General features: G+C 63.1%; 20 protein-coding genes. 11 read left to right on the top strand and 9 right to left on the bottom strand.

Annotated elements, in window-relative coordinates:
* Positions 1 to 135: 135 nt before the first annotated feature.
* Entirely contained in the window at positions 136 to 1,932 is a 1,797-nt protein-coding gene (locus tag AB3L03_RS28585; RefSeq protein WP_368507378.1) for a ShlB/FhaC/HecB family hemolysin secretion/activation protein, read from the bottom strand.
* A gap of 130 nt (positions 1,933 to 2,062) precedes the next feature.
* Here AB3L03_RS28585 and AB3L03_RS28590 point away from each other — a divergent pair, with 130 nt between their 5' ends.
* Both AB3L03_RS28590 and AB3L03_RS28595 read left to right on the top strand, forming a co-directional pair.
* Positions 2,063 to 3,343, top strand: a complete 1,281-nt coding sequence (locus AB3L03_RS28590; RefSeq protein ID WP_368507379.1) for a FecR domain-containing protein — start codon at positions 2,063 to 2,065, stop codon at positions 3,341 to 3,343.
* Between the two features lie 60 nt (positions 3,344 to 3,403).
* Positions 3,404 to 6,142 carry an EAL domain-containing protein gene (locus tag AB3L03_RS28595; protein WP_368507380.1) on the top strand — a complete coding sequence of 913 codons (2,739 nt, stop codon included), beginning with the start codon at positions 3,404 to 3,406 and terminating at the stop codon, positions 6,140 to 6,142.
* Between the two features lie 415 nt (positions 6,143 to 6,557).
* Here AB3L03_RS28595 and AB3L03_RS28600 read toward each other — a convergent pair whose 3' ends face one another.
* The 5 genes from AB3L03_RS28600 to AB3L03_RS28620 all read right to left on the bottom strand — a co-directional run bounded on the left by AB3L03_RS28600 (position 6,558) and on the right by AB3L03_RS28620 (position 10,649).
* Positions 6,558 to 7,292 (bottom strand): hypothetical protein, encoded by a 735-nt coding sequence (locus AB3L03_RS28600; RefSeq protein ID WP_368507381.1) that lies wholly within the window; start codon positions 7,290 to 7,292, stop codon positions 6,558 to 6,560.
* Positions 7,289 to 7,705 carry a phage holin family protein gene (locus AB3L03_RS28605; protein ID WP_368507382.1) on the bottom strand — a complete coding sequence of 139 codons (417 nt, stop codon included), beginning with the start codon at positions 7,703 to 7,705 and terminating at the stop codon, positions 7,289 to 7,291. The genes AB3L03_RS28600 and AB3L03_RS28605 overlap by 4 nt, the downstream gene beginning before the upstream one ends.
* A complete protein-coding gene (locus AB3L03_RS28610; protein ID WP_368507383.1) occupies positions 7,702 to 8,301 on the bottom strand; it encodes a hypothetical protein in 600 nt (199 codons plus the stop codon). Before AB3L03_RS28610 ends, AB3L03_RS28605 begins: the two co-directional genes overlap by 4 nt.
* 92 nt (positions 8,302 to 8,393) lie before the next feature.
* Positions 8,394 to 9,323, bottom strand: coding sequence for a DUF3618 domain-containing protein (locus AB3L03_RS28615; RefSeq protein ID WP_368507384.1), 930 nt, complete (start codon positions 9,321 to 9,323; stop codon positions 8,394 to 8,396).
* Positions 9,324 to 10,364: 1,041 nt separating this feature from the next.
* Positions 10,365 to 10,649 carry a hypothetical protein gene (locus AB3L03_RS28620; RefSeq protein WP_085384818.1) on the bottom strand — a complete coding sequence of 95 codons (285 nt, stop codon included), beginning with the start codon at positions 10,647 to 10,649 and terminating at the stop codon, positions 10,365 to 10,367.
* A gap of 244 nt (positions 10,650 to 10,893) precedes the next feature.
* On the opposite strand from AB3L03_RS28620, the gene rocF reads away from it, so the two are divergent.
* From rocF to AB3L03_RS28640, 4 genes are all read left to right on the top strand, one after another.
* Positions 10,894 to 11,871, top strand: coding sequence for an arginase (gene rocF, locus AB3L03_RS28625; protein WP_317245933.1), 978 nt, complete (start codon positions 10,894 to 10,896; stop codon positions 11,869 to 11,871).
* A 161-nt stretch (positions 11,872 to 12,032) separates the two neighbouring features.
* Complete coding sequence (soxC, locus tag AB3L03_RS28630; protein WP_368507385.1) at positions 12,033 to 13,295, top strand: sulfite dehydrogenase; 1,263 nt, start codon at positions 12,033 to 12,035, stop codon at positions 13,293 to 13,295.
* The gene (locus tag AB3L03_RS28635) at positions 13,282 to 13,824 is read left to right on the top strand and encodes a c-type cytochrome (protein ID WP_018454873.1); all 543 of its coding nucleotides are present in this window, start codon (positions 13,282 to 13,284) and stop codon (positions 13,822 to 13,824) included. Before soxC ends, AB3L03_RS28635 begins: the two co-directional genes overlap by 14 nt.
* Positions 13,825 to 13,926: 102 nt before the next feature.
* On the top strand, positions 13,927 to 14,223 hold the full coding sequence (locus AB3L03_RS28640; RefSeq protein WP_368507386.1) for a hypothetical protein: 297 nt from the start codon (positions 13,927 to 13,929) through the stop codon (positions 14,221 to 14,223).
* 6 nt (positions 14,224 to 14,229) lie between these two features.
* On the opposite strand, the gene AB3L03_RS28645 is transcribed toward AB3L03_RS28640, so the two are convergent.
* Positions 14,230 to 15,444 carry a mandelate racemase/muconate lactonizing enzyme family protein gene (locus tag AB3L03_RS28645; RefSeq protein ID WP_085350649.1) on the bottom strand — a complete coding sequence of 405 codons (1,215 nt, stop codon included), beginning with the start codon at positions 15,442 to 15,444 and terminating at the stop codon, positions 14,230 to 14,232.
* A 166-nt stretch (positions 15,445 to 15,610) separates the two neighbouring features.
* Here AB3L03_RS28645 and AB3L03_RS28650 point away from each other — a divergent pair, with 166 nt between their 5' ends.
* Complete coding sequence (locus AB3L03_RS28650; protein WP_368507387.1) at positions 15,611 to 15,799, top strand: hypothetical protein; 189 nt, start codon at positions 15,611 to 15,613, stop codon at positions 15,797 to 15,799.
* A gap of 151 nt (positions 15,800 to 15,950) precedes the next feature.
* Here AB3L03_RS28650 and AB3L03_RS28655 read toward each other — a convergent pair whose 3' ends face one another.
* Both AB3L03_RS28655 and AB3L03_RS28660 read right to left on the bottom strand, forming a co-directional pair.
* Positions 15,951 to 17,237 (bottom strand): NRAMP family divalent metal transporter, encoded by a 1,287-nt coding sequence (locus tag AB3L03_RS28655; RefSeq protein ID WP_094183309.1) that lies wholly within the window; start codon positions 17,235 to 17,237, stop codon positions 15,951 to 15,953.
* Between the two features lie 282 nt (positions 17,238 to 17,519).
* Complete coding sequence (locus tag AB3L03_RS28660; RefSeq protein WP_018454867.1) at positions 17,520 to 17,705, bottom strand: hypothetical protein; 186 nt, start codon at positions 17,703 to 17,705, stop codon at positions 17,520 to 17,522.
* 246 nt (positions 17,706 to 17,951) lie between these two features.
* Between AB3L03_RS28660 and AB3L03_RS28665 the strand changes: the two genes are divergently transcribed.
* From AB3L03_RS28665 to AB3L03_RS28680, 4 genes are all read left to right on the top strand, one after another.
* Positions 17,952 to 18,239: a hypothetical protein gene (locus AB3L03_RS28665; protein WP_368507388.1), complete on the top strand. Its 288-nt coding sequence runs from the start codon at positions 17,952 to 17,954 to the stop codon at positions 18,237 to 18,239.
* Between the two features lie 90 nt (positions 18,240 to 18,329).
* Positions 18,330 to 18,509 carry a hypothetical protein gene (locus AB3L03_RS28670; RefSeq protein WP_085350653.1) on the top strand — a complete coding sequence of 60 codons (180 nt, stop codon included), beginning with the start codon at positions 18,330 to 18,332 and terminating at the stop codon, positions 18,507 to 18,509.
* A 149-nt stretch (positions 18,510 to 18,658) separates the two neighbouring features.
* Positions 18,659 to 18,850: a hypothetical protein gene (locus AB3L03_RS28675; RefSeq protein WP_368507389.1), complete on the top strand. Its 192-nt coding sequence runs from the start codon at positions 18,659 to 18,661 to the stop codon at positions 18,848 to 18,850.
* Between the two features lie 107 nt (positions 18,851 to 18,957).
* On the top strand, positions 18,958 to 19,134 hold the full coding sequence (locus AB3L03_RS28680) for a hypothetical protein (RefSeq protein WP_368507390.1): 177 nt from the start codon (positions 18,958 to 18,960) through the stop codon (positions 19,132 to 19,134).
* Positions 19,135 to 19,365: the final 231 nt, after the last annotated feature.

The following is a 19,365-nucleotide window of genomic DNA, read 5'->3' on the forward strand; positions in this document are numbered from 1 at the left end:
TTTTGACTGAACATGGCCATTGGGAACTCCCGGATCGAGCGATCGTGAGCAGGTTACGGGATTAAATTTAGGCAAGGCTGTGAGCCGGAGCCCAGGGGCCGCATGTCGCGGGCTACAGCGCGAAGGACAAGGGGTTTACAGACAACCGCCCTTGCCGCGTTCGGAGCAGAGCTGCAACGCGCTTGACAGAGTAAACAGGAAGCGCGGGCTGCGGCGCTCGTTGTCGGGCGCCCGGTAGCTCAGGGGGACGGCCACGCCGAGATCGGCCCGGAAATCGTCTGGCAGAAAGAACCGCACGCCAGCTCCGGCCGAGGTCAGCGACGGGCCCTCGCTCAGGCGGTAACCGTGGTTCCAGACTGCGCCGGCGTCACCGAAGGCGTAGAGCTGATAGCCGGTCCAATAGCGGAAATTGAGCTTCTGGTCGAAGCGCAGTTCGAGCGAGCCGGCGAGACCATTGTCGCCGCTGATCTCGGCTGCGCCATAGCCGCGCCCGAAGGCAGCGCCGCCGAGATAGAATTGCTGCGAGGTGAACAGCGGCCGTGACGCCGTCTGGCTCGCAGCGGAGAGCTTGAGCGACCAGACGTCGTTGAGCGTCTGGTAGCGCGTGAACCAGAGGTTCAGCACGGAGAAGTTCGATGACGCGCCATCGCGCGACAACAGGTCGTCGTCGAAATGCGAGGCACCGAAGATGTCGAGGCCCTGGCGGTAGATCAGCGTCGCGAAATTGGTGCCGCCGAAATGATCCTGGAGCCGGTAGTCGGCGGTCAGGCTCGCGGTCCTGATGTGGTCGTTGTACCAGGGGCCGTAAAGGTCATGCTCGGACACGTTGCTGAAGGTCGTCGCCGCGGTCAGGGTCAGCGAGGACAATTGCGACTGCAATGGGACGATGCTGGCACGCAGCTCGAACGCCTCGGTCGTGGTGATGTCGCTGTCGAGGCGGCGCGCATCGCCCGGCCTGACCGCGCTGTATAAGACAGACCCGCCGAGACGCACGCCGTCGACACCGATCGGTGCATCGTAGGACAGCCGTGCGAAGCCAAGCTGGCGGGGGTCGTTGGCGATGGTCGACAGGTTGACCGCCAGCGTGTCGCCGGCCGTGAGATAGGAGTTGAACGCGCCGGTCGCATAGGTCTGCCACGGACCGACTGATGATGAGCCGAGATTGTCCAGACCGAACGACGAGAAGACGTGCCAGGTCTTCAAATAGACGATGAGGCGGAAGCGGCCGGTTGCACCGCCGATCTCCTCCAGTGCGGTATCGGTGATCCGGACGCCAGGTCTGCCGTTGACGAGAAAGAGCTGACGTTCCAGCGTTGCCAGGCGCGACGGTTGCTCAGCCAGAACCGGCCCAAGCATCGGTCTCACGCCGAACTGCTCGGCGCCATCGCCTTTCAGCTCGGCCTGCACGATGGCGCCTTCGATCACCTGGATCCGGAGCAGGCCGTCGGCAATGTCCTGCGGCGGCACGATCGCACGGCTCAAGTGAAAACCATCGGCACGGTAGAGATCGCTGATCGCGCCGGCGATCGCGGCGAGATCCGCCTGCGAAACCTTCTTGCCGACATAGGGCTGGTAGACCGCGGCGATGCGATCGGGGGAAACGGCGCGGGCTCCGCTGACGTTGACGCCGCGCAGCACGAATTGAGGCCTGGTATCGCCGCCGGTGCTGGGCTGGTCGATTGTTGGGAGCCTGACCGGCGGACGGCTCAGGGATTCCCGCTCGGTTTGGTTCTCAAAATATTTCTGAGGTTGGCGCGGATCGAAACCCGGCTGGTTCGCCTGCTGCGCGAAAGCCTGAGGGACTCCCGCGAAGAACGGCGCCAACAGCACCGCTGCGGTAACGAGATGCCGCTTCGCAACGCGCGCGACGCGCCTGTCCCCGTAGTTCGACGGAGATGTGCCCCTGATGCTATAAGGGTTCGTTAGCCACATGATTTTTCATAGTTTTTTATGGTCAACGAATGGTTAACGCGACCGCTCCGCTGGCCGCTTCCCGCTAATCCTATGTTGAGTGATTTCGGATACCCCTCAAGGCCGGCTGTAACGCGGACTGAGGATCGTCATGCTGAACAAGGTTGGAATGCGGTGCGCCTTGGCGGCTGCGCTGATGCTCGGAACGGCTTCCGCCGCATCCGCTGCGGATGATGGCGTCTGGTCGGTTGGCAAGGCCACCGGCGAGGTCTGGGTCGCCACTAGCGCCGCGCAGCAGGTGTCGTTGAATCAGCAGGAGGCACTCAAGCCCGGCGACACCATTCGTACCGGACGTAATGGCCGCGTCCTGCTCGTCCGCGGCGAGGAGACCATCCTGATCTCTCCCAACTCGGTGGTCGGCTTGCCGACGGAGAAAAAGGACGGTCTCTCGACCACCATCATCCAGCAGGCGGGCTCGATCCTGCTCGAGGTCGAGAAGCGCAACGTCAAGCACTTCGAGGTCGAGACGCCCTATCTCGCCGCCGTGGTCAAGGGCACCCAGTTCAGCGTCACCGTGAATGCGGGCAGCACCAAGGTGGGCGTGCTTCGCGGCCAAGTCGAGGTCTCCGACTTCAAGACGGGGCAGATCGCCCAGGTCCTGCCGGGGCAGGCCGCCACCGTCTTCGAGCATGGCAAGCCCGGCCTCTCTCTGAGCGGCTCCGGCACCTTCAATCCGATCGAGCACGGCAAGCCGCGCGCCTCGAGCATCGAGCGCGTCCCGGTGCCGAAATCAGGTCTGTCGGCCCCGCGCAACGCCGCGAACGGCCATGCGATCCACGCGCTCGGTCCGATCGACAAGGGCGCCAAGGCGGCCGGCGCGCTCAAGCCATCGCAACCGGCGGCCGGAGCTCACGCGTCCAAGGGCGGTGCTGCAAAGCCCGGCGTCGTGCGCATCTCGAGTTCGCTGGGCGAGGTCAAGCTCAACGTCCACAAGGTCACGCACGGGCTCGCCCACGGCGGCGGTGCCCCCGGACAGGTGCGCAACGCGCACGCCAGCACCGAGACGGTCTGGAGCGACTCGAAAGCGAGCACGACGGCATCCAACAGCACCGGCCAGACTGCGGTCACTACGAGCAGCGGCGTGACGGCTGGCAGCACCAGCTCCTCGGCCGCCGGCACGACAATAGCCGCGACGACGGCCGGTGCGTCTAGCGACGGCTCTGGCGGCGGCAGTGGAAATTCCAGTGGCAAGTCCAACCCCGGCAAGGGCAACTCCGGTAACGGCAATTCCGGCAATGGGAATTCCGGCGACGGTAACGGCAACAACGGCGCCACCGGTAACGGTAGGGGCAACAACGGTAACGGCAACGGCAACGGCGGCGGCAACGGCAGCAATGGCCACGGCAATGCCTTTGGCCACAACAAGCACTGAGGCGATTTCGTAGGGGATGAGGGGGCGTACCTGCAGAAGCAGGTGCGCGGGAGGATCGGAGTGACGCGCTATCGTCCGCATATTCTAGTCGTGACCGCGCTGGCGATCGTGCTGTCCACGGGGTGGCATGGTGCGCTTCGCAACGCGCTGACCGACTTGCGGTTCGCATGGCAATCGCGTGCCGCGAGCGGCAACGTCGTCGTGGTGGCCATCGACGCGCCCTCGATCGACCAGATCGGGGTGTGGCCCTGGCCGCGCCGGCTGCACGCGGAATTGTTGCACAGGTTAGAGGCCGCGGGGGCGCAGGACGTCGCTTTCGACGTCGATTTCAGCTCGCCATCCGATCCCGCCTCCGACGAGGCTTTCGTCAACGCGTTGCGTAAGGCCGGCGGCTCGACCATCCTGCCGTCCTTCAAGCAGCCCGCGCCGAATGGCGGCGCAGCTCACATCAATCGCCCCCTCAAGCCGTTCGGCAACCAGTCGTGGCCGGCGCTGGTCAATGTCGCGATCGAATCCGACGGGCTCGTTCGCCGCTATCCGTTCGGCGAGAAGCTCGGCGATGCCGTGATGCCATCGATGGCCGTCGTGCTGGCCGGGCAGAACGCCAATCGGCGGCCGCCTTTCCTGATCGATTTCAGCATTCGGGCGAACTCGGTTCCGAGTGTCTCCTATGTCGACGTGCTCCGCGGCGAAACCGCCGCTCTGGACAAGCTGAGAGACAAGAAGATCATCATTGGAGCGACGGCGCTCGAATTCGGCGACCGCTTCAGCGTTCCGAATGGCCGCATCATCTCCGGACCCATCCTCCAGGCGCTGGCAGCGGAATCGATCCTCCAGAACCGGATGCTGCGCTGGACCTCCGATACCGGGATGATCCTGGGTCTCGCTGGGATCTGCCTGCTGATGGTGTATTCGTGGCGCCGCTTCGGACCGGGAATTCGCGCCGCAATCCTGATCTCGGCCGGGGCGGTTTTCGAGCTGCTGGCGGTCCTCGTGCAAGCAAGATGGCCCTTCATCATCGACACATCGTTGTTCCACATCGCGATTGTGGCTTATCTGACGGCGATCGCACTCGACGAAATCGATTTCCGCGGTCTCTTGGGGCGCATCGCCGAAAGCCGCTTTCATCGTATCGCGATGTCGCTCGGCGATGGCCTCGTTTGCACCGACGAAGGTCAGCTGATCACCGTGTGGAATCCCGGCGCCAGTGCGATCTTCGGCTATATGCCCGCCGAGATCATCGGCCGCCCGTTCGAAACGCTGTGCGCCGTGTCGGTGGACGGTGACGCGAGGCCGTCCATGCGCGACGCCGCGCGCCAGGCCCTCCTGGTCCCTGGCGGGGCGGTCGTCGTCGAGTTCGAAGGGCGGCGCAAGAACGGTGAAACTTTCCCGGTCGAGGCGAGCTTCTCGGGCTGGCAGGGAACGGACGGCTTCCAGTACGGAGCCATCCTGCGCGATATCTCGGTCCGCAAGCGTGAGGCCGAACGCGTCAGATATCTCGCCGAGTACGACGCGCTGACCGGTCTTGCCAACCGCAACATGCTGCATGCAGGGCTGGTCGGCATGATCGCGGATGCGGGGCAGCGCCCTTGCGAGGTCGCGCTGCTCGTGATCGGGCTCGACGGCTTCCAGAGCATCAATGACATGCTGGGTCATTCGGCCGGAGATCTCGTGCTGCAGGCGGTCGCTGGTCGCCTGAAAGCCGAGGCGCGCGGCGCTGTCGTTGCCCGGCTTAGCGGAGACGAATTCGCCATTGTGCGCAAAGGCGCCGATGGCGACCCGCCAATCGCAGAGTTCGCCGAGCGCATCGCGCGCGCCTTCGAAGCGCCGCTTGCGACCGGCACGCGGCAGCATCGCGTCAGAATCAGCATCGGCGTCGCCATCCATCCGGAAGGCGGGCACAACGCCGACGATCTCCTGAGCAATGCCCATCTCGCTCTGAGCAAGGCAAAGCTGACCCGGCGGGGCAGCCATGTGATCTTCGAGAGCGCGATCCGGGAGGAGCTGGAGAACCGGCTGACGCTGGAGAGTGAATTGGCGCTTGCCGCCGATCGCGGCGAGTTCGAGCTGTTCTACCAGCCCCAGGTTCGCCTGGTCGACGCCAGCCTGGTCGGGGCCGAAGCGCTGATCCGCTGGCGGCATCCCGTGCGCGGCTACGTTTCGCCAGGAGAGTTCATGCCGGTGGTCAATAGCTCGGCCCTGTCCGAGCGGATCGGAAACTGGGTGATGGAGAACGCCTGCCGGCAGGCACGCGCCTGGGAATTGTCCGGCGACAGAGTGCGCGTCGCGATCAATTTGTCGCCCTCGCAGTTGCAGTCCGGCGATCTGGCGCATTCGGTTGCGGGGATGCTCGAAGCGACGGGGCTCACACCGTCGCTGCTTGAGCTCGAGGTTACCGAGGACATCCTGCTTCATGATGAAGCGCGCGTGCTCGACATGTTCAAACGCATCCAGCAGCTCGGCGTCCGCGTCCTGTTCGACGATTTCGGCACCGGCTATGCAAGCCTGAGCTATTTGAAGAAGTTTCCGCTCGACGGGCTCAAGATCGACCGGTCGTTCGTGTTCGGTCTGCTCGCGGACTCCGACGATGCCGCGATCGTCGGGTCGACCATCGGCCTCAGCAAACAGCTCGGATTGACAGTCGTGGCCGAAGGCATCGAGAATCGCGCGACGGCCGACTTCCTGGTGAGCATGGGATGCGAGGAAGGCCAGGGTTATTTCTTTGGCCGTCCGATGCCGGCGGAAGCATTCGAGCGGCAATTCCTCGCAGCCGAGTGCGCCGCCGTCAGTGCCGCCTGAACACTTGAGCTTCGCGATGAAGGTTCCCGTAACACCGCTCACCCGTCGCAGGACGGCCGCTGTGTCGGGGACGGGAAAACCGGAAAGCTGTCGATCTTCGGTATCTGGCCCGTCGGCGAGGCGCCGGCCCCTCCCAAGAGGTCGGCTTATCAGGGGCATGCGGACCAGAGTTGCTCACGTTGAGATCTTCGCGTTGAGATCTTGGCATTGTGACCACAAGCGGTCGTCGGGATGACCAGGAGCTGTTCTTACCGACAGCGCGCACAGCATCCCCGAAGCGGATCTACTGCTACGAGGAGCGCTGATCACGAATCGGGGAGCGCGAGCTGGGCACCTGGATGATGCACTGATTTACGCGGAATAATTCGGAAGAGTCGCCGCGGACGTGGCGACGACTCTTCGTGGCCACAGCACATCAGGACGACTTGGCCTTTTCACGGGCTGCTTCGACTGCATCGATCCCGGTCTGCCTGATCCGATCCAGAGCCTCGCCGCCGGTATCGGAAACCTCTGCCAACAGCGTGTCGGAGTTTTCGCGCAACGCCTGCGAGACGGCACCAACACGGCTGTTCAGGTCGGCCTTCACAGCATCGCTGGTCTCTCCGACATACTCATTCTCGATGTCGGTTGCTCTAAATGCCCCTGCGACTGCAGCGCCGATGGCCAAGCCGACGACGCCAAGCACCAGCGGTTGCTTTTCGAGCATATCAGACAACGACGACTTTGCTTTTGAGACGGCTTCGCCGCCCGGAACCTGGTCGCCTACTTTGGCGAAGCCGTCCCGCACCATCTCTACGCCGCTCTCAAACTGGGCCCTCATCTTGTCGGCGGTGTCCGACAGAACGCTGGATGCGGCGCCCTTGGCTGACCGCAACGTATCGTCGCCATCGAGTGACCCTACGTGATCCATTTCGGGCGCCGTGGGAGGCGCCGCAGTGCGCTGGAGCGCCGATGCCGTAGTCCGCATTGTGCTCACTCCGCTATCGACCACACCGGACGCGGCAGCCGCCGTGGACCGAGCCGCGCCCTTGATCCTGTCGTCACCAGCCATAAGCCACAGCGCGCCGCCTCCAATAAGGACGGCGGCGAGGGGATTTTCCTTGGCCGCTGCGACCAGACTATCGAAAAAGCCAGTTTGCGTGCTGCTCATCGGACCATTCCCTTCACAGTGTCCTTGTCCTTTTCCAGCTGCCGGATGGTCTCCCGCGGCGCAAGATTACGGGCATCCAGCCGGTTGATGCCGACCGCAAACAGCACGCCCGCAATGGCGCCAGCGACAATCGCGGATGTCAGGTAGGAAAGCGGTTGAGACCATCCCGCGGAGATCAACGCCGCGGACAGCGCCAACAGCGCCATCACAAAGGCGGGGATCACCAGGAGAGCGCCACCGGCAAGGAGGCCTGCTGCTCCCGTTATCTTCTGCGCTCTGTCGCTGAGTTCAGCCTTGGCCAAGTCGATCTCGTTCTGGAACAGCTTGGCGAACTGGCCCATCGCTTCGGCTACCAGCGTGGAGATGGTCCGAAGATCGTTCTGGCTTGTCTCGATATCATGCTGAATGGTCATGACACGCTGCCGCCTTTGAAGGACGTCGTTCGCTGCGGATTGTTGCTGGGCGCCGATGAGCCCTGCATTGATGCGTGACCGGCCTTGGCGGAAGACGTGGTTCCGCGCCATTCGTCGCCCTGCGCCGAGGACGTTCCACTGTTCGTTCCAGGTCGCGATGAAGGCGAGTCACCGCCGGAGGCCTTCAAGAAGCGGACGGCGGCGAAACCGGCGAGCACCGAGACGCCAAGGAAAGCAGCTGGCTGACGCTTCGCGAAATCGGTTGCGCCATCGAGGAGATCGCGGAAGCTGCCGTTGCGGATCTTCTCGGCGGTATCTTCAACATAGTCCGCGGCGGAGTTGATGCCGCGGGCCGCAAAAGGCACATCGCTCTCGAAGGCGCGAGCCGCTTCCCGAACATTGCCGGCAAGTCGCTCAATGAACTCGGCTCCAGACCGCTGCTGCTCGCGTGCCTGGCCGCGAATCTGGTCCATCGTCCCCGAAGCGAGGTCCTTGGCCGCATCCCCGGCTTCCTTGAACTTGTCCTGGGCGACGTCAGCGGTTGCCCGGAAGGCCTCGTCGGCCCGCTGCTTCACAGTCGCGCCAGCCTCCGCCATTTGGTCCTTCAGGTTCTTGGGAGATCCCGCGTTCCGATCTTCATTTGAATTCGTGCTTCTGCTCAGGTCTAGATCGCTCATGGTGCGTTCCTTCAGGTATTGGAATTGCGGGAGGGATTGAAAGCGGCTCCAACGACATCGTCGGCGGCTGTCTTGAGGGAGTCAGCGAGGTTCTGAGTCATGCGGCTGGCATGCTCACCGAGGCCGGCCTCAGCGACCCTGCTTGTTGCCGCGTCGGCTGCCGACATTGCGGCATCTTTTGCCCCGTCAAATCCCGATTGAGCCGCCTCGGCAGCGGCGCGCTTCACGCCGTCGCTCGTCTGGCCCATTGCCTTGGCTTCAACCTTGGTTTCCGGAAGAGCGGCTGCGACGATGGCTCCGATCGCCACGCCAAGGCCGGCGATCAGCGCGGCATTATCGCTGATAATCGCGCGAGCTTGTTGGGGCGCTCTGCCGGCCGCGTCCTTCGCTGCGGAGGCACTTTCCTTCGCCGCATCCACCCCGCTCTTAAGCTTCTCGCCAATAGTGTCGGCGGCCTGGGTAGCCCGTGCGCGCAAATCCGCCGCGAGACCGGCAGTCGAATCTTGCGCGATATCGGCCATGCTGGCGGCCTGATTACTGGCGGAAGATAGTTGATCCCTGAGATCGCCTTGCATGGCGCGCGCTCGGCCCGCCATGTCCTCGAAAACCTCGCCCGCCTTGTCCATCGCAGGGCCGGAAACCTCGGCGGCGCGGTCTCGCACGGTTTTCGAGGTGAGCGCCAAGCCGGCACCGATCATTAAAAGCGGCAGGGGGACACCGCGCGCCAAGCGCAGAAGTGGAATCGCCACGGCGGTCCCGGCGGCCACCGCTCGCATAGGGTTGTCCATGATTTGCTGTTTCAGTCCGTCGACCCAGCCCTTTGTCGTATGGGTGACGTAGTCGGATACTTCCGACTTGATGTGCTGCGGCGAGACCTTGAGGCGGATGTCCTCGGCCGTCTCCGAGACCTGTTCTTTCAGCCGATCGACCGTAGCGGCCAACTGAGCGCGACTTCGCTCGGACTCACGTCTTAATTCCTCCACGGACCGCGTCATCGCATCACCCTCTCTCTTTTCGGATTTCTTGCAATCCAACTCACGGTTTTTTGAATTGTTCCTATTGCGCGCTCCAGCGGTGCATTCCATTCACAGAGCGCACTTGGCCTGGGCGAGAGTGCGATCTGATCTTCGCAAGCGAGACTGCAATACAACTCTGGAGGTGTCTGTGGCAGCTCAGACGGGAGTAGATATCAGCCTACCGGGCGCAGACGACCGCATGGTCTGTTTTTCTGTGGGCCCGGGCGTTGACCTTCATGGGGAGAGGTCCGGGTCCGTCGTGTGCACCGCTACTGCACGCCTTTATTGTCATCGGCAGCTCAATTCTGGTGCCGATTAGGATCGAAATGGCGGAGCTACGATTGAGGCCTAACTGGGCTGAGCGCCAAGAACAAGCCAGCTAAACGACAGCGGATCTCGGATCAGCAGGAGTGGCGCACATGAGCGCTAGACGATCGCCAGCAGCATACTAGCCAGTCGTACTGGCCGGATCGGCGGCAGCAATCCGCAGTCCCGCCCTGTTTGGAGCATCCGCAATTGCCTCGCGAGAAGGAGGTCATCACCGAACTCCGCGGTGGCCAAGGAGTTGCGGCATAAGCTCAATTAGCTGTCCCCTGACGCGAGTGAAAGCCGATCCAGGAACGAAGAGCACAACGGTGCGTTCGGCACCTTTCGGGCTAATCGATGCTCACAGCCGGAGTGGACTGCACCCGTCCTCTCACGGGAAGGCTTGAGCTGCTTTTGGCCCTTGCCGAAGGTCAATTGAATGCGTGTGCTTTTGATCCGAAGCCGTCCGTCTCTACTAAACTGATGGTATGGACGAGATTTTCACAAACAACCGATCGGCGCGACAATGTAAGATGAAATCAGTCGGGGGAGGTCTCGCTTATTGCGTGATCCCAATCGCTGCAGGTCCGCTGCTCTCTGCGGCGACTGTGTTGCCGGTAAACCGGACATCAGGCGGCAGCCGCTTCCTGAGCACATGCGTTAGCGCCGACGCGCGACCGCGACGCCGAACAGGAAAGCAACGAAGAGGCTGGCGAGCGGCGCTTCGCGCGTGATCGCGGCGACGGTCGCGAGGGGCCGGCCGGGCTTTCGCGCTTCGTCGATTGCGGAGGTTATGCGGTCTACAGCAGCATGAAGGCCACCTGCGATCTCGCCGACTGTGTGGGATACGTCCGTCGCTGCGTCGATGGCGCGCTCGGCCATGCCGGGATGCGAGGTAGATTGCGGGATCTCCGTGCTCAAGTGCGCGACCTCCGGGCTGATCATGTGACGGAGGCCGATACCTTTGGCTATCCGCGCGAGCGCTCGTTCTGAACAGCGGGTCGCTTGACCTTTGGCTATCCGCGACAGGCGCCGTGGTTTTTACGGCGGGTACCGGCCTTGAATGAGCAATTCGGCGCGCGGGCTTTTGTTCCGAGACGATGCGCCCCTGCGCGGACCGCCCCCCGTGAAACGACGGATGCGAATCTCTGTTAGGCTGGCTCAATCTTGCTGATCTCAGGAGACAGCTGTGACCGACCCGACCACGACGGATCGAGCCCGGCGTATCGCCTTGCTCGGCGCTCCCATCGACATGGGGGCTTCGCAGCGCGGTACCCTGATGGGCCCTGCGGCGCTCCGCACCGCCGGCCTTGCGACGCTGCTCGAGAGCCTGGATTTCGAGGTCGTCGATTACGGCGATCTCTCCGTGGCGGAGCTCCGGGACCTCGCAGACAGGCCGCCCGACAAAGCCAATCACTACCGCGAAATCCAGCGCTGGACGCGCGTGCTGAGTCACAGAGGCTACGAGATCGCGAAAACCGGCGCGCTGCCGATTTTTCTCGGCGGCGATCACACGTTGTCGATGGGATCGGTGAATGCCATGGCCCGTCACTGGCAGGAGCGCGGACGCGAGCTGTTCGTGCTCTGGCTCGATGCACATGCCGACTACAACACGCCCGAGACGACGATCACCGCCAACATGCACGGCATGTCGGCGGCATTCCTTTGCGGCGAACCCGGCCTCGACGGATTGCTCGGCGATGATCCCCGTGCCCCGATCGGTCCCGATCGGCTTGACCTGTTCGGCGCGCGCTCAATCGATAAGCTCGAAAAGGAGTTGATCCGCACGCGCCGGATTAGGGTTGTCGACATGCGCCAGATCGATGAGTTCGGCGTCGCCGTGCTGATCCGCCGCGTCATCGAGCGCGTCAGGGCCAGCAACGGCGTGCTGCATGTCAGCTTCGATGTCGATTTTCTCGACCCCTGCGTCGCACCCGGAGTGGGCACGACGGTGCCGGGCGGCGCGACCTATCGTGAGGCGCATCTGATCATGGAGCTTCTGCATGATTCCGGCGTGGTCGGATCAGTCGACATCGTCGAGCTCAATCCGTTCCTCGACGAGCGTGGCCGCACCGCGCGCACCGCGGTCGAACTGATAGGCAGCCTGTTCGGCCAACAGATCGCCGACCGTCCGACCCCGAGCAATGCGATCGCGCCGGGCGAGTGACGGACGAGCCGTTTGTGCATTGCGAAGAAGAGAACTGCCGTCGCCGCCACCGGATGTAGATAAGTCCAGATGGAAATCGCCCGTTTTTGAAACAGGTGCGAATTGCAAATGCTCGTCGCAGAATGTTTCATGCGGGTCGCGCTTCAGCCGAGGATCCGCAAATGAGCAGAACATTCGACAAACCCGCGGGGACGACTCGCCGCCGCTTTCTGCGCGGCGGTGCTGCGGTGGCGGGTGGTACCGTCCTGGGCGCCCGCGCATCGGTTGCCGCCGAGACCGACAACCTTCCACCCAACATTCCCGAATGGATGAAGGCGCCCGGCGAACCGATGGGAAGCCAGCCCTACGGCGCGCCGTCACCGTTCGAAAAGGGCGTCGTCAAGAACATCTCGAAGACGCTCAAGCAGTACATCTCGGCCTCCAGCCGGACGCCATTGCAGGAGCTCGATGGCATCATCACGCCGAACGGACTGTTCTACGAGCGTCATCATGGTGGCGTTCCGACCATCGATCCGGCCCAGCACCGGTTGATGCTGCACGGGCTGGTCGAGCGCCCGCTGATTTTTACTATGGACGATCTCAGGCGTTTCCCGTCGGAATCGCGCGTCCACTTTCTCGAATGCTCCGGCAATCCCGGCTACAGCAAGCCTTACGGCAAGACCGCGTCGGACCTTGTAGGTCTGGTCAGTTGTGCAGAATGGACCGGCGTCAGCCTCAAGCTGGTGCTCCAGGAGGCCGGATTGAAGCCGGATGCCAAATGGATCGTCGCCGAAGGTGCCGACGCGGCTGCGCTGACGCGCAGCATCCCGATCGAGAAATGCCTCGAGGACGCCATGCTGGTCTACAGCCAGAACGGGGAGCGGCTGCGTCCGCAGCAGGGCTATCCGCTGCGGCTGTTCCTGCCGGGCTTCGAGGGCAATATGAGTGTGAAGTGGCTGCGGCGCCTGCATGTGACTGCGGAGCCGGTTTACTCGCGCGAGGAGACCTCGAAATACACAGACCTGCTGCCGGACGGCACCGCGCGTGAATTTTCGTTCTACATGGAGGCGAAGTCGATTATCACGAGGCCCTCCGGCGGCCAACGCCTGGGCGCGCCAGGCTTCCACGAGATCACGGGCATCGCCTGGAGCGGGCATGGCAAGATCGCGCGCGTCGGAGTGTCCGTCGACGAGGGAAAGAGTTGGCAAAGCGCGCAATTGCAGGAGCCGGTGCTGACGCGTGCGTTGACACGCTTTCGCTTGCCCTGGCAGTGGGACGGAAAGCCTGCCGTGATCCAGAGCCGTGCCATTGACGAAACCGGCTATGTGCAGCCGACTCTGGCCGAGCTGCTCGCGGTGCGCGGCGAGAACTATTTCTACCACAATAACGCGATCTGGCCCTGGCGCATCGCGGCTGACGGCGAGGTGACCAATGCGCTGGCGTGAGACTTGCGGCATTGCTGTCGTCATTGTGCTGTGTACGTTTCCGAGCGGAGCGCAGGCGCAGACCTCGTACGGCCTCGGACGGCCCGCGACGGCTGCGGAGATTGCGGGCTGGAATATCGATATCGGACGCGACGGCAGCAATCTGCCGAAGGGAAGCGGCTCGGTGAGCCAAGGGCGCGAGGTGTTCGCCCAGCAATGTGCATCATGCCATGGCGACAAAGGCGAGGGCGGGCTCGGTGACCGGCTCGTCGGTGGGCAGGGCACGATCGCAACGCCAAAGCCGATCCGTACGGTCGGCAGCTATTGGCCGTATGCGCCGACGCTGTTCGACTACATCCGCCGCGCGATGCCGCAGAACGCGCCGCAATCGTTGAGCGATGAAGAGGTTTATGCGGTGTCCGCCTACATCCTGAACCTGAATGGACTGGTCGGAGCGGATGCGACGCTCGATGCCAAATCGCTTGCAGCGGTCAAGATGCCGAACCGCGACCGGTTCGTCGGCGACGCGCGGCCGGATGTGAAACACTGAGCGCCTTGGGGCGACCAGGTTCCCGTATCCGCTTGGAACTTGCCTTGGCCAAGGGCGGAACTCGCAGGACGCGATTGCATTAACCTGTGAGAGGAAAAGCCTATGGATTCCACGATGGCAACGGATCGCTTCGCAAACTCCATGTCCTCAGCGCTTCGCCATCCCGGCGTAATCGCGTTGATTGTGGCCGCGTTGACGATTGCTGCGATGCTCATCGTCGATCACGGACCATGGAATCGGGCCAAAACGCAGCCCGCCCATGTTGCGATGTACGCAACCACGGGTGAAGCCGCGCGGGCCGCAGGTGCCAAAATTCTCCCGACCGAACCGCACTCCCCGATCGAGCCGGAGCGGGCGGGGCCGAAGACGTCCCCAACCGTCAATCCAGTGACGCCGTAAGACGCTCTAGCCCTTGCGGCCGTAGTTGAGCAATCCGCCGGTGGTCTTCGGCGGATGCGCGCGCAGGGCTTCCTCGTTCGGATCGGTGCCCCAGCCGGGCCGGTCCGGAATGACCAGATGGCCGTTCTGAATGTCGGGCTCATGCGTGAACAGTTCGCGGTCCCACGCCAGGCGATCGATGTCGATCTCCATGATGCGCAGGTTCGGCACGGCGGCGCAGAAATGCGCGTTCATCATCGAACAGAGATGGCCGTAGAAATTGTGCGGGGCAACGTTGACTTCGAACGCTTCCGCGGCGGCTGCGATCTTCATCGACTGCCAGACGCCGTTCCAGGGCGTGTCGATGATCGCGACGTCCATGGCCTGCTCGCGAAAATAGGGCAGGAATTCCCGCAAGCCCAATAGCGTCTCGCAGGACGAGATCGGATGCGGGCTTTGCCTGCGGATGTAACCGAGCGCTTCCGGATTGAAACTGTCGATCTCGATCCAGAACATGTCGAGGTCCGCGATAGTGCGCAGGATCTCCAGATAGCCCTCCGTCTTGGCGTTGAAGTTGCAGTCAAGCAAGATGTCGACGTCGGGGCCTGCACCGTCCCGGATCGCTTCCAGATGCATGCGCAGATCGCGCAGGATCTTGCGATCGACGTTGATCTCGGGAGCGAAGGGCGAGCCGAAGCCCGGTCGCCAACCGGTCGGTTTGCCGTCATCATAGGAGAAGATGTTGGTTTTGAGCGCGGTGAACTTCTTCTCGCGGACCTCGCGTCCGATTGCCTTGACGCCGTCGAGGTTCTCGATCGGCGGCTTGTACCAGGACGGGTGATTGATCCGCCACGTTGCGCAATGCGACCAATAGACCCTGACATGGTCGCGGATCTTGCCGCCGAGCAGTTCGTAGCAGGGCACACCAAGACATTTCGCCTTGGCATCGAGCAGCGCATTCTCGATCGCCCCGAGCGCCTGCGCCACCACGCCGCCGGCGGCGGGACGCGTGGCCGCGAACAGTTCGGCGTAGATGCGCTCGTGCCGGAAAACGTTCTGCCCGACGACGCGGGCAGACAGGCGCTGGATCGCAGCACCGACGCCGGGCGAGCCGAAGCCCTCGTCGAACTCGCTCCAGCCGACGATGCCGTCCTCGGTCGTCAGCTTGACGAAGTGGTAGTTTCTCCAGCCGGCGTCGCAGGCGAGAATTTCGAGACTTGTTGCTTTCGACGATTTGGTCATGTCGCTCCCTGTTGCCCGGCTGGGCTTTTTTCTTTGGCGGGCGCAAGCCCGGGTCCAGCCACGATTGTTAGGCTAACGGCCTTGCGCAGTGAAGCCTGGCGAGGTGTGCAGGGAAGCCCTTCCGAACGTTCTATTGGAAAACGCGGGGAATCCGGTGGGGACAGCCATGATCTTGCCCGGGATCGTCCTGAAAAGGCGCTATGCTCTGACGTTTTTCGCCACAATCGGGATCGACCTTCCGGCCATGAGATTTCTGGCTGTGATTTCGATCCTGGCGCTGCTCACGATGAGTGGAGCCGCCATTTCAGATCAGTTTCTGACGGCCGATCAGCACGTCGCGCACGGGGTGGAATAGCGCGGCGGGCGTATCGTTTTGTCTTGGGGGAGACAGCGATGCTTTCGATAGACCAATTCCTGCGCTTCATCAGCGTGCCGGCTGTGTTTGCGGCCTTCATCATCGCCTCGCAGATCTCGGCAGTCTTGTCGCAAGGCTAGTCAAAGGCTAGTCAGCCCATCAATGACGAGCCGAGCAGGGCGAGCACAGCCAGCGCCATCAGCGCGGTGCCGAGCCAGCCCAGCGCGACGAGCCATGACCGGCCCTTGAAGCGACCCATGATCGCCTTGCTCGAGACGATCAGCATCATCATGGCCATGATCGGAACGGCCACGATGCCGTTGAGCACGGCGCTCCAGACCAGCATGTGGATCGAGTCGATGCCGGTGAACCCCAGACCGAAGCCGATGATGGTGGCGGCGGCGATGATGGTGTAGAAGCCGACCGCTTCGTCGGGCTTCGCCTCCAGCGTCGCGCGCCAGCCGAAGATCTCCGCCACGCCGTAAGCGGCCGAGCCCGCCAGCACCGGAATTGCGAGCAGGCCGGTGCCGATGATGCCGATCGCGAACAGGGCGAAGGTGAAGTCGCCGGCGAGCGGCCGCAGCGCCTCGGCGGCCTCGGTCGCCGAGTTGATGTTGGTGACGCCATTCGCGTGCAGCACCGAGGCGGTGGTGAGGATGATGAAGAAGGCGATGCCGTTGGAGAGCAGCATGCCGGAGAGGGTGTCGGCCCGGATGCGCGCCAGCTCGAGACTGCCGCCGCGCTTCAGCTCGCGCAGCGGCTTGTCGCGCTTGCCCTGGTTCATCTCCTCGACCTCCTGCGAGGCCTGCCAGAAGAACAAATACGGGCTGATCGTGGTGCCGAGCACGGCGACGACCATCATGAAATAGTCGGCGCTGACATTCGTCTTCGGCCACACCGCCGCGAGCAGCGCCGTGCTCCACGGAATCTTGACGGTAAAGGCGGTCGCGACATAGGCGAACAGCGCCAAGGTGAGAAATTTCAGCACCGGCGAATAGCGCCGATAGGGCAGGAACACCTGCAGCAGGGTCGAGCCCGCCGCGAAGATCAGCGCGTGCTCGTGGTTGAGGCCGCCGATCACCAGCGAGAGCGCCTCCGCCATCGCGGCGATGTCGGCGGCGATGTTGAAGGTGTTGGCGGCGACCAGCATGGCGACGAGCGAGAGCACCGCCCAGCGCGGCGCGATCTGCATGACGTTGGCGGCCAGCCCCTTGCCGGTGACGCGGCCGATCCGGGCGCTGACGAGCTGGATCGCGATCATGAATGGCGTGGTCAGAAATACCGTCCAGAGCAGTCCGTAACCGAATTGCGCGCCGGCCTGCGAATAGGTGGCGATGCCGGACGGATCGTCGTCGGCGGCCCCGGTGACGAGACCCGGCCCCAGCCTCTGCAACAGCGACGGTGCGGATTTCGTGGGGCTGACGGCATCGTCGGTCATGGCAGGAGGGTCTCGGTCGGGGCGCGTCCTTCACAAATGCTAATGAGGGAACAAGGTTCCCGGGCTGCGGGTAAGGCGCGCCTCGTTGATTTCTGATAAAGCTAATTTCGTTTGACTCGTCGGGCAAAACACCTGTATAAGTGCATCATCGGAGAATACCTGGTGCAGCGTTTGCACGCATTCCGAGCGCGACCGGACTGCGATGGCCCGGCGTTCGCGCAGTGCGCAACCCGCGCAGGGACACCGGCGAGATGTTTATCTCCTGAGCGCGTGCGGTCGGGACTATTTGATGCTGACGAACATGCCCCAGGCGCCGGCCAGCGCGGCGCCGGCAAAGACGATCAGCGGGTTGTTGCAGAACGCACTGCCATAGGTGCACATGGTGACGCCGAACGAGCCGATCTCGTGATGGCTCGCGGAGTAGAACAGTCCCGACAGTACCAGCAGCGCGGCGGCGACGTAATACATCGATGATCTCTCCGGCCCTTTCCCGATTGCGTTGGTCGCAGGGGACATTGTCCAGCATGGCGCGAACCAATTGCATCCTGGCGAACCCGCCCTGCTGCATTTGAACTAAAGTCGACCAATCCAGGGAGATGCTGTCCCAGCGGGCCGCAATCTGGACGTGTGATCGGGGCCAGAACATCTGCGCGGGAACTGTTGGACGCGCTCTCCATTAACGAACACGAACAGTCCAATCGAGGGGAGGGGCCCATGGGCACCGAGCGGATGCACCCTCCGCGCTACTGGCGGATGCGGGCGGAAGAATTTCGCACCAAGGCGGACAATTGCGAGTACCCCGAGACGCGGGACGTGCTGCGCAAGGTGGCGCAAAACTACGACGAACTGGCCCGCCGCGCAGCGCGCATCTGCACCGTCGAGAGCCTGGACGAACTGCGGGGGGGGGCGCCAACAGCAAGCCGGTTTGATCGTTCAGGGCAAACCCGCTTGATGGTTCAGGACGAAGCCGATGATCCGCGGGCGCGATCATGGGGCGTCTAGGCCCTCGCTTCCATCAGAAGCGCCACCCGCGTGATAGGAACGAATGTCCACTTTGGCACTTTGGAACTCAATCCTCCAACGAGGGATGAGATGAGCAGTGAACAGCAAGCAGGCCCGGCAACGCGGCCGGATCAATATTACGAGCCGGGGCCGGCGTGCCCCAAATGCGAGAGGGGCACGCGCTGCCTGACCTCGATCTTCGACGTGAGGCGCGAACGCTCGGTCCTGATCTATCGGTGCGATTCGTGCCGCGAGGACGTCTGGATCTGAGCGAGGCACGTCCTCGGGGTCGGCCCGCTTGCGGGATGGCGCGCTGTAGATCTCATGGAAACAACGCATAAGAATGTCGGACAGGAACTTTGCCTGTTTCGCTCGCTTGTCGCCTGCATCGATCACGCAAGGCGAGACAGCTTCCGACCATGCAATCACGCTACCCGTTGTTGAAGAAGTGGACAGCGGAAGAGCACGAGCGGCTGAAGGCGTTGGCCGAAGCCGGTTGGCGGCCGGACGAGATCGCGGGCGAACTTGGTCGCAGTGAAGCCGCGGTGAGGGTGCGCGCGTGGCAGCACAGTATCGCGCTGCGCCTCGTCACGCAGAAGCGCGGACCCTGAAGACCGGCTGGGTCGAAGGCGGGCATCCCGCCCTGTGTTCACTTGTGAACGGTCCGCAATCGTCTCTCGACGTACTCTGCGAATGGGCAGCAACACGGGAGCTTGTCATGCTCACCCGCGAGGACTTCGAGACGGATCTCGACCGGCAGAAAATGCACCAGCTCGATGCAAGCCAAACGACACGACAATTGCTGCGCCGTTCGCGGGAGCAGATCGCGGCATCGATCTCACTGCTTGAGCAGCAAGTTCCGAAGATCTGGCACCCTGAACCTCCAGAACGATAGAAACCTCTGCCGCCGTTCCCGCGTTTGCGCGCATGGCGGATCAAGACACCAGGCAGCGGCCGATTTGTGCTGCGTGCAACAAACCCATGACGTTCATCGACGCGGTGAGTTCACCGGACGGCGCGATGGCCATCTTTCGGTGCTCCCAGTGCAACAAGCTGTTCTGGGAGACGCCCGGGCGAGACCAAAACCAAAACCAAAGCCAAAGCCAAAGCCAAAGCCAAAGCCAAA

Source organism: Bradyrhizobium lupini (assembly GCF_040939785.1).
GTDB classification, from domain to species: Bacteria; Pseudomonadota; Alphaproteobacteria; order Rhizobiales; family Xanthobacteraceae; genus Bradyrhizobium; species Bradyrhizobium canariense_D.

What these genes read in the sequence shown, in the direction of transcription:
- AB3L03_RS28660 (WP_018454867.1), bottom strand. Translation starts at nt 17,705, where the DNA reads ATGTATTACGTCGCCGCCGCGCTGCTGGTACTGTCGGGACTGTTCTAC.
- AB3L03_RS28605 (WP_368507382.1), bottom strand. Translation starts at nt 7,705, where the DNA reads ATGACCATTCAGCATGATATCGAGACAAGCCAGAACGATCTTCGGACC.
- AB3L03_RS28610 (WP_368507383.1), bottom strand. Translation starts at nt 8,301, where the DNA reads ATGGCGGAGGCTGGCGCGACTGTGAAGCAGCGGGCCGACGAGGCCTTC.
- AB3L03_RS28585 (WP_368507378.1), bottom strand. Translation starts at nt 1,932, where the DNA reads ATGTGGCTAACGAACCCTTATAGCATCAGGGGCACATCTCCGTCGAAC.
- AB3L03_RS28600 (WP_368507381.1), bottom strand. Translation starts at nt 7,292, where the DNA reads ATGAGCAGCACGCAAACTGGCTTTTTCGATAGTCTGGTCGCAGCGGCC.
- soxC (WP_368507385.1), top strand. Translation starts at nt 12,033, where the DNA reads ATGAGCAGAACATTCGACAAACCCGCGGGGACGACTCGCCGCCGCTTT.
- AB3L03_RS28665 (WP_368507388.1), top strand. Translation starts at nt 17,952, where the DNA reads ATGGGCACCGAGCGGATGCACCCTCCGCGCTACTGGCGGATGCGGGCG.
- AB3L03_RS28650 (WP_368507387.1), top strand. Translation starts at nt 15,611, where the DNA reads ATGATCTTGCCCGGGATCGTCCTGAAAAGGCGCTATGCTCTGACGTTT.
- AB3L03_RS28655 (WP_094183309.1), bottom strand. Translation starts at nt 17,237, where the DNA reads ATGACCGACGATGCCGTCAGCCCCACGAAATCCGCACCGTCGCTGTTG.
- AB3L03_RS28645 (WP_085350649.1), bottom strand. Translation starts at nt 15,444, where the DNA reads ATGACCAAATCGTCGAAAGCAACAAGTCTCGAAATTCTCGCCTGCGAC.
- AB3L03_RS28680 (WP_368507390.1), top strand. Translation starts at nt 18,958, where the DNA reads ATGCTCACCCGCGAGGACTTCGAGACGGATCTCGACCGGCAGAAAATG.
- AB3L03_RS28675 (WP_368507389.1), top strand. Translation starts at nt 18,659, where the DNA reads ATGCAATCACGCTACCCGTTGTTGAAGAAGTGGACAGCGGAAGAGCAC.
- AB3L03_RS28635 (WP_018454873.1), top strand. Translation starts at nt 13,282, where the DNA reads ATGCGCTGGCGTGAGACTTGCGGCATTGCTGTCGTCATTGTGCTGTGT.
- AB3L03_RS28640 (WP_368507386.1), top strand. Translation starts at nt 13,927, where the DNA reads ATGGATTCCACGATGGCAACGGATCGCTTCGCAAACTCCATGTCCTCA.
- AB3L03_RS28670 (WP_085350653.1), top strand. Translation starts at nt 18,330, where the DNA reads ATGAGCAGTGAACAGCAAGCAGGCCCGGCAACGCGGCCGGATCAATAT.
- AB3L03_RS28590 (WP_368507379.1), top strand. Translation starts at nt 2,063, where the DNA reads ATGCTGAACAAGGTTGGAATGCGGTGCGCCTTGGCGGCTGCGCTGATG.
- AB3L03_RS28620 (WP_085384818.1), bottom strand. Translation starts at nt 10,649, where the DNA reads ATGATCAGCCCGGAGGTCGCGCACTTGAGCACGGAGATCCCGCAATCT.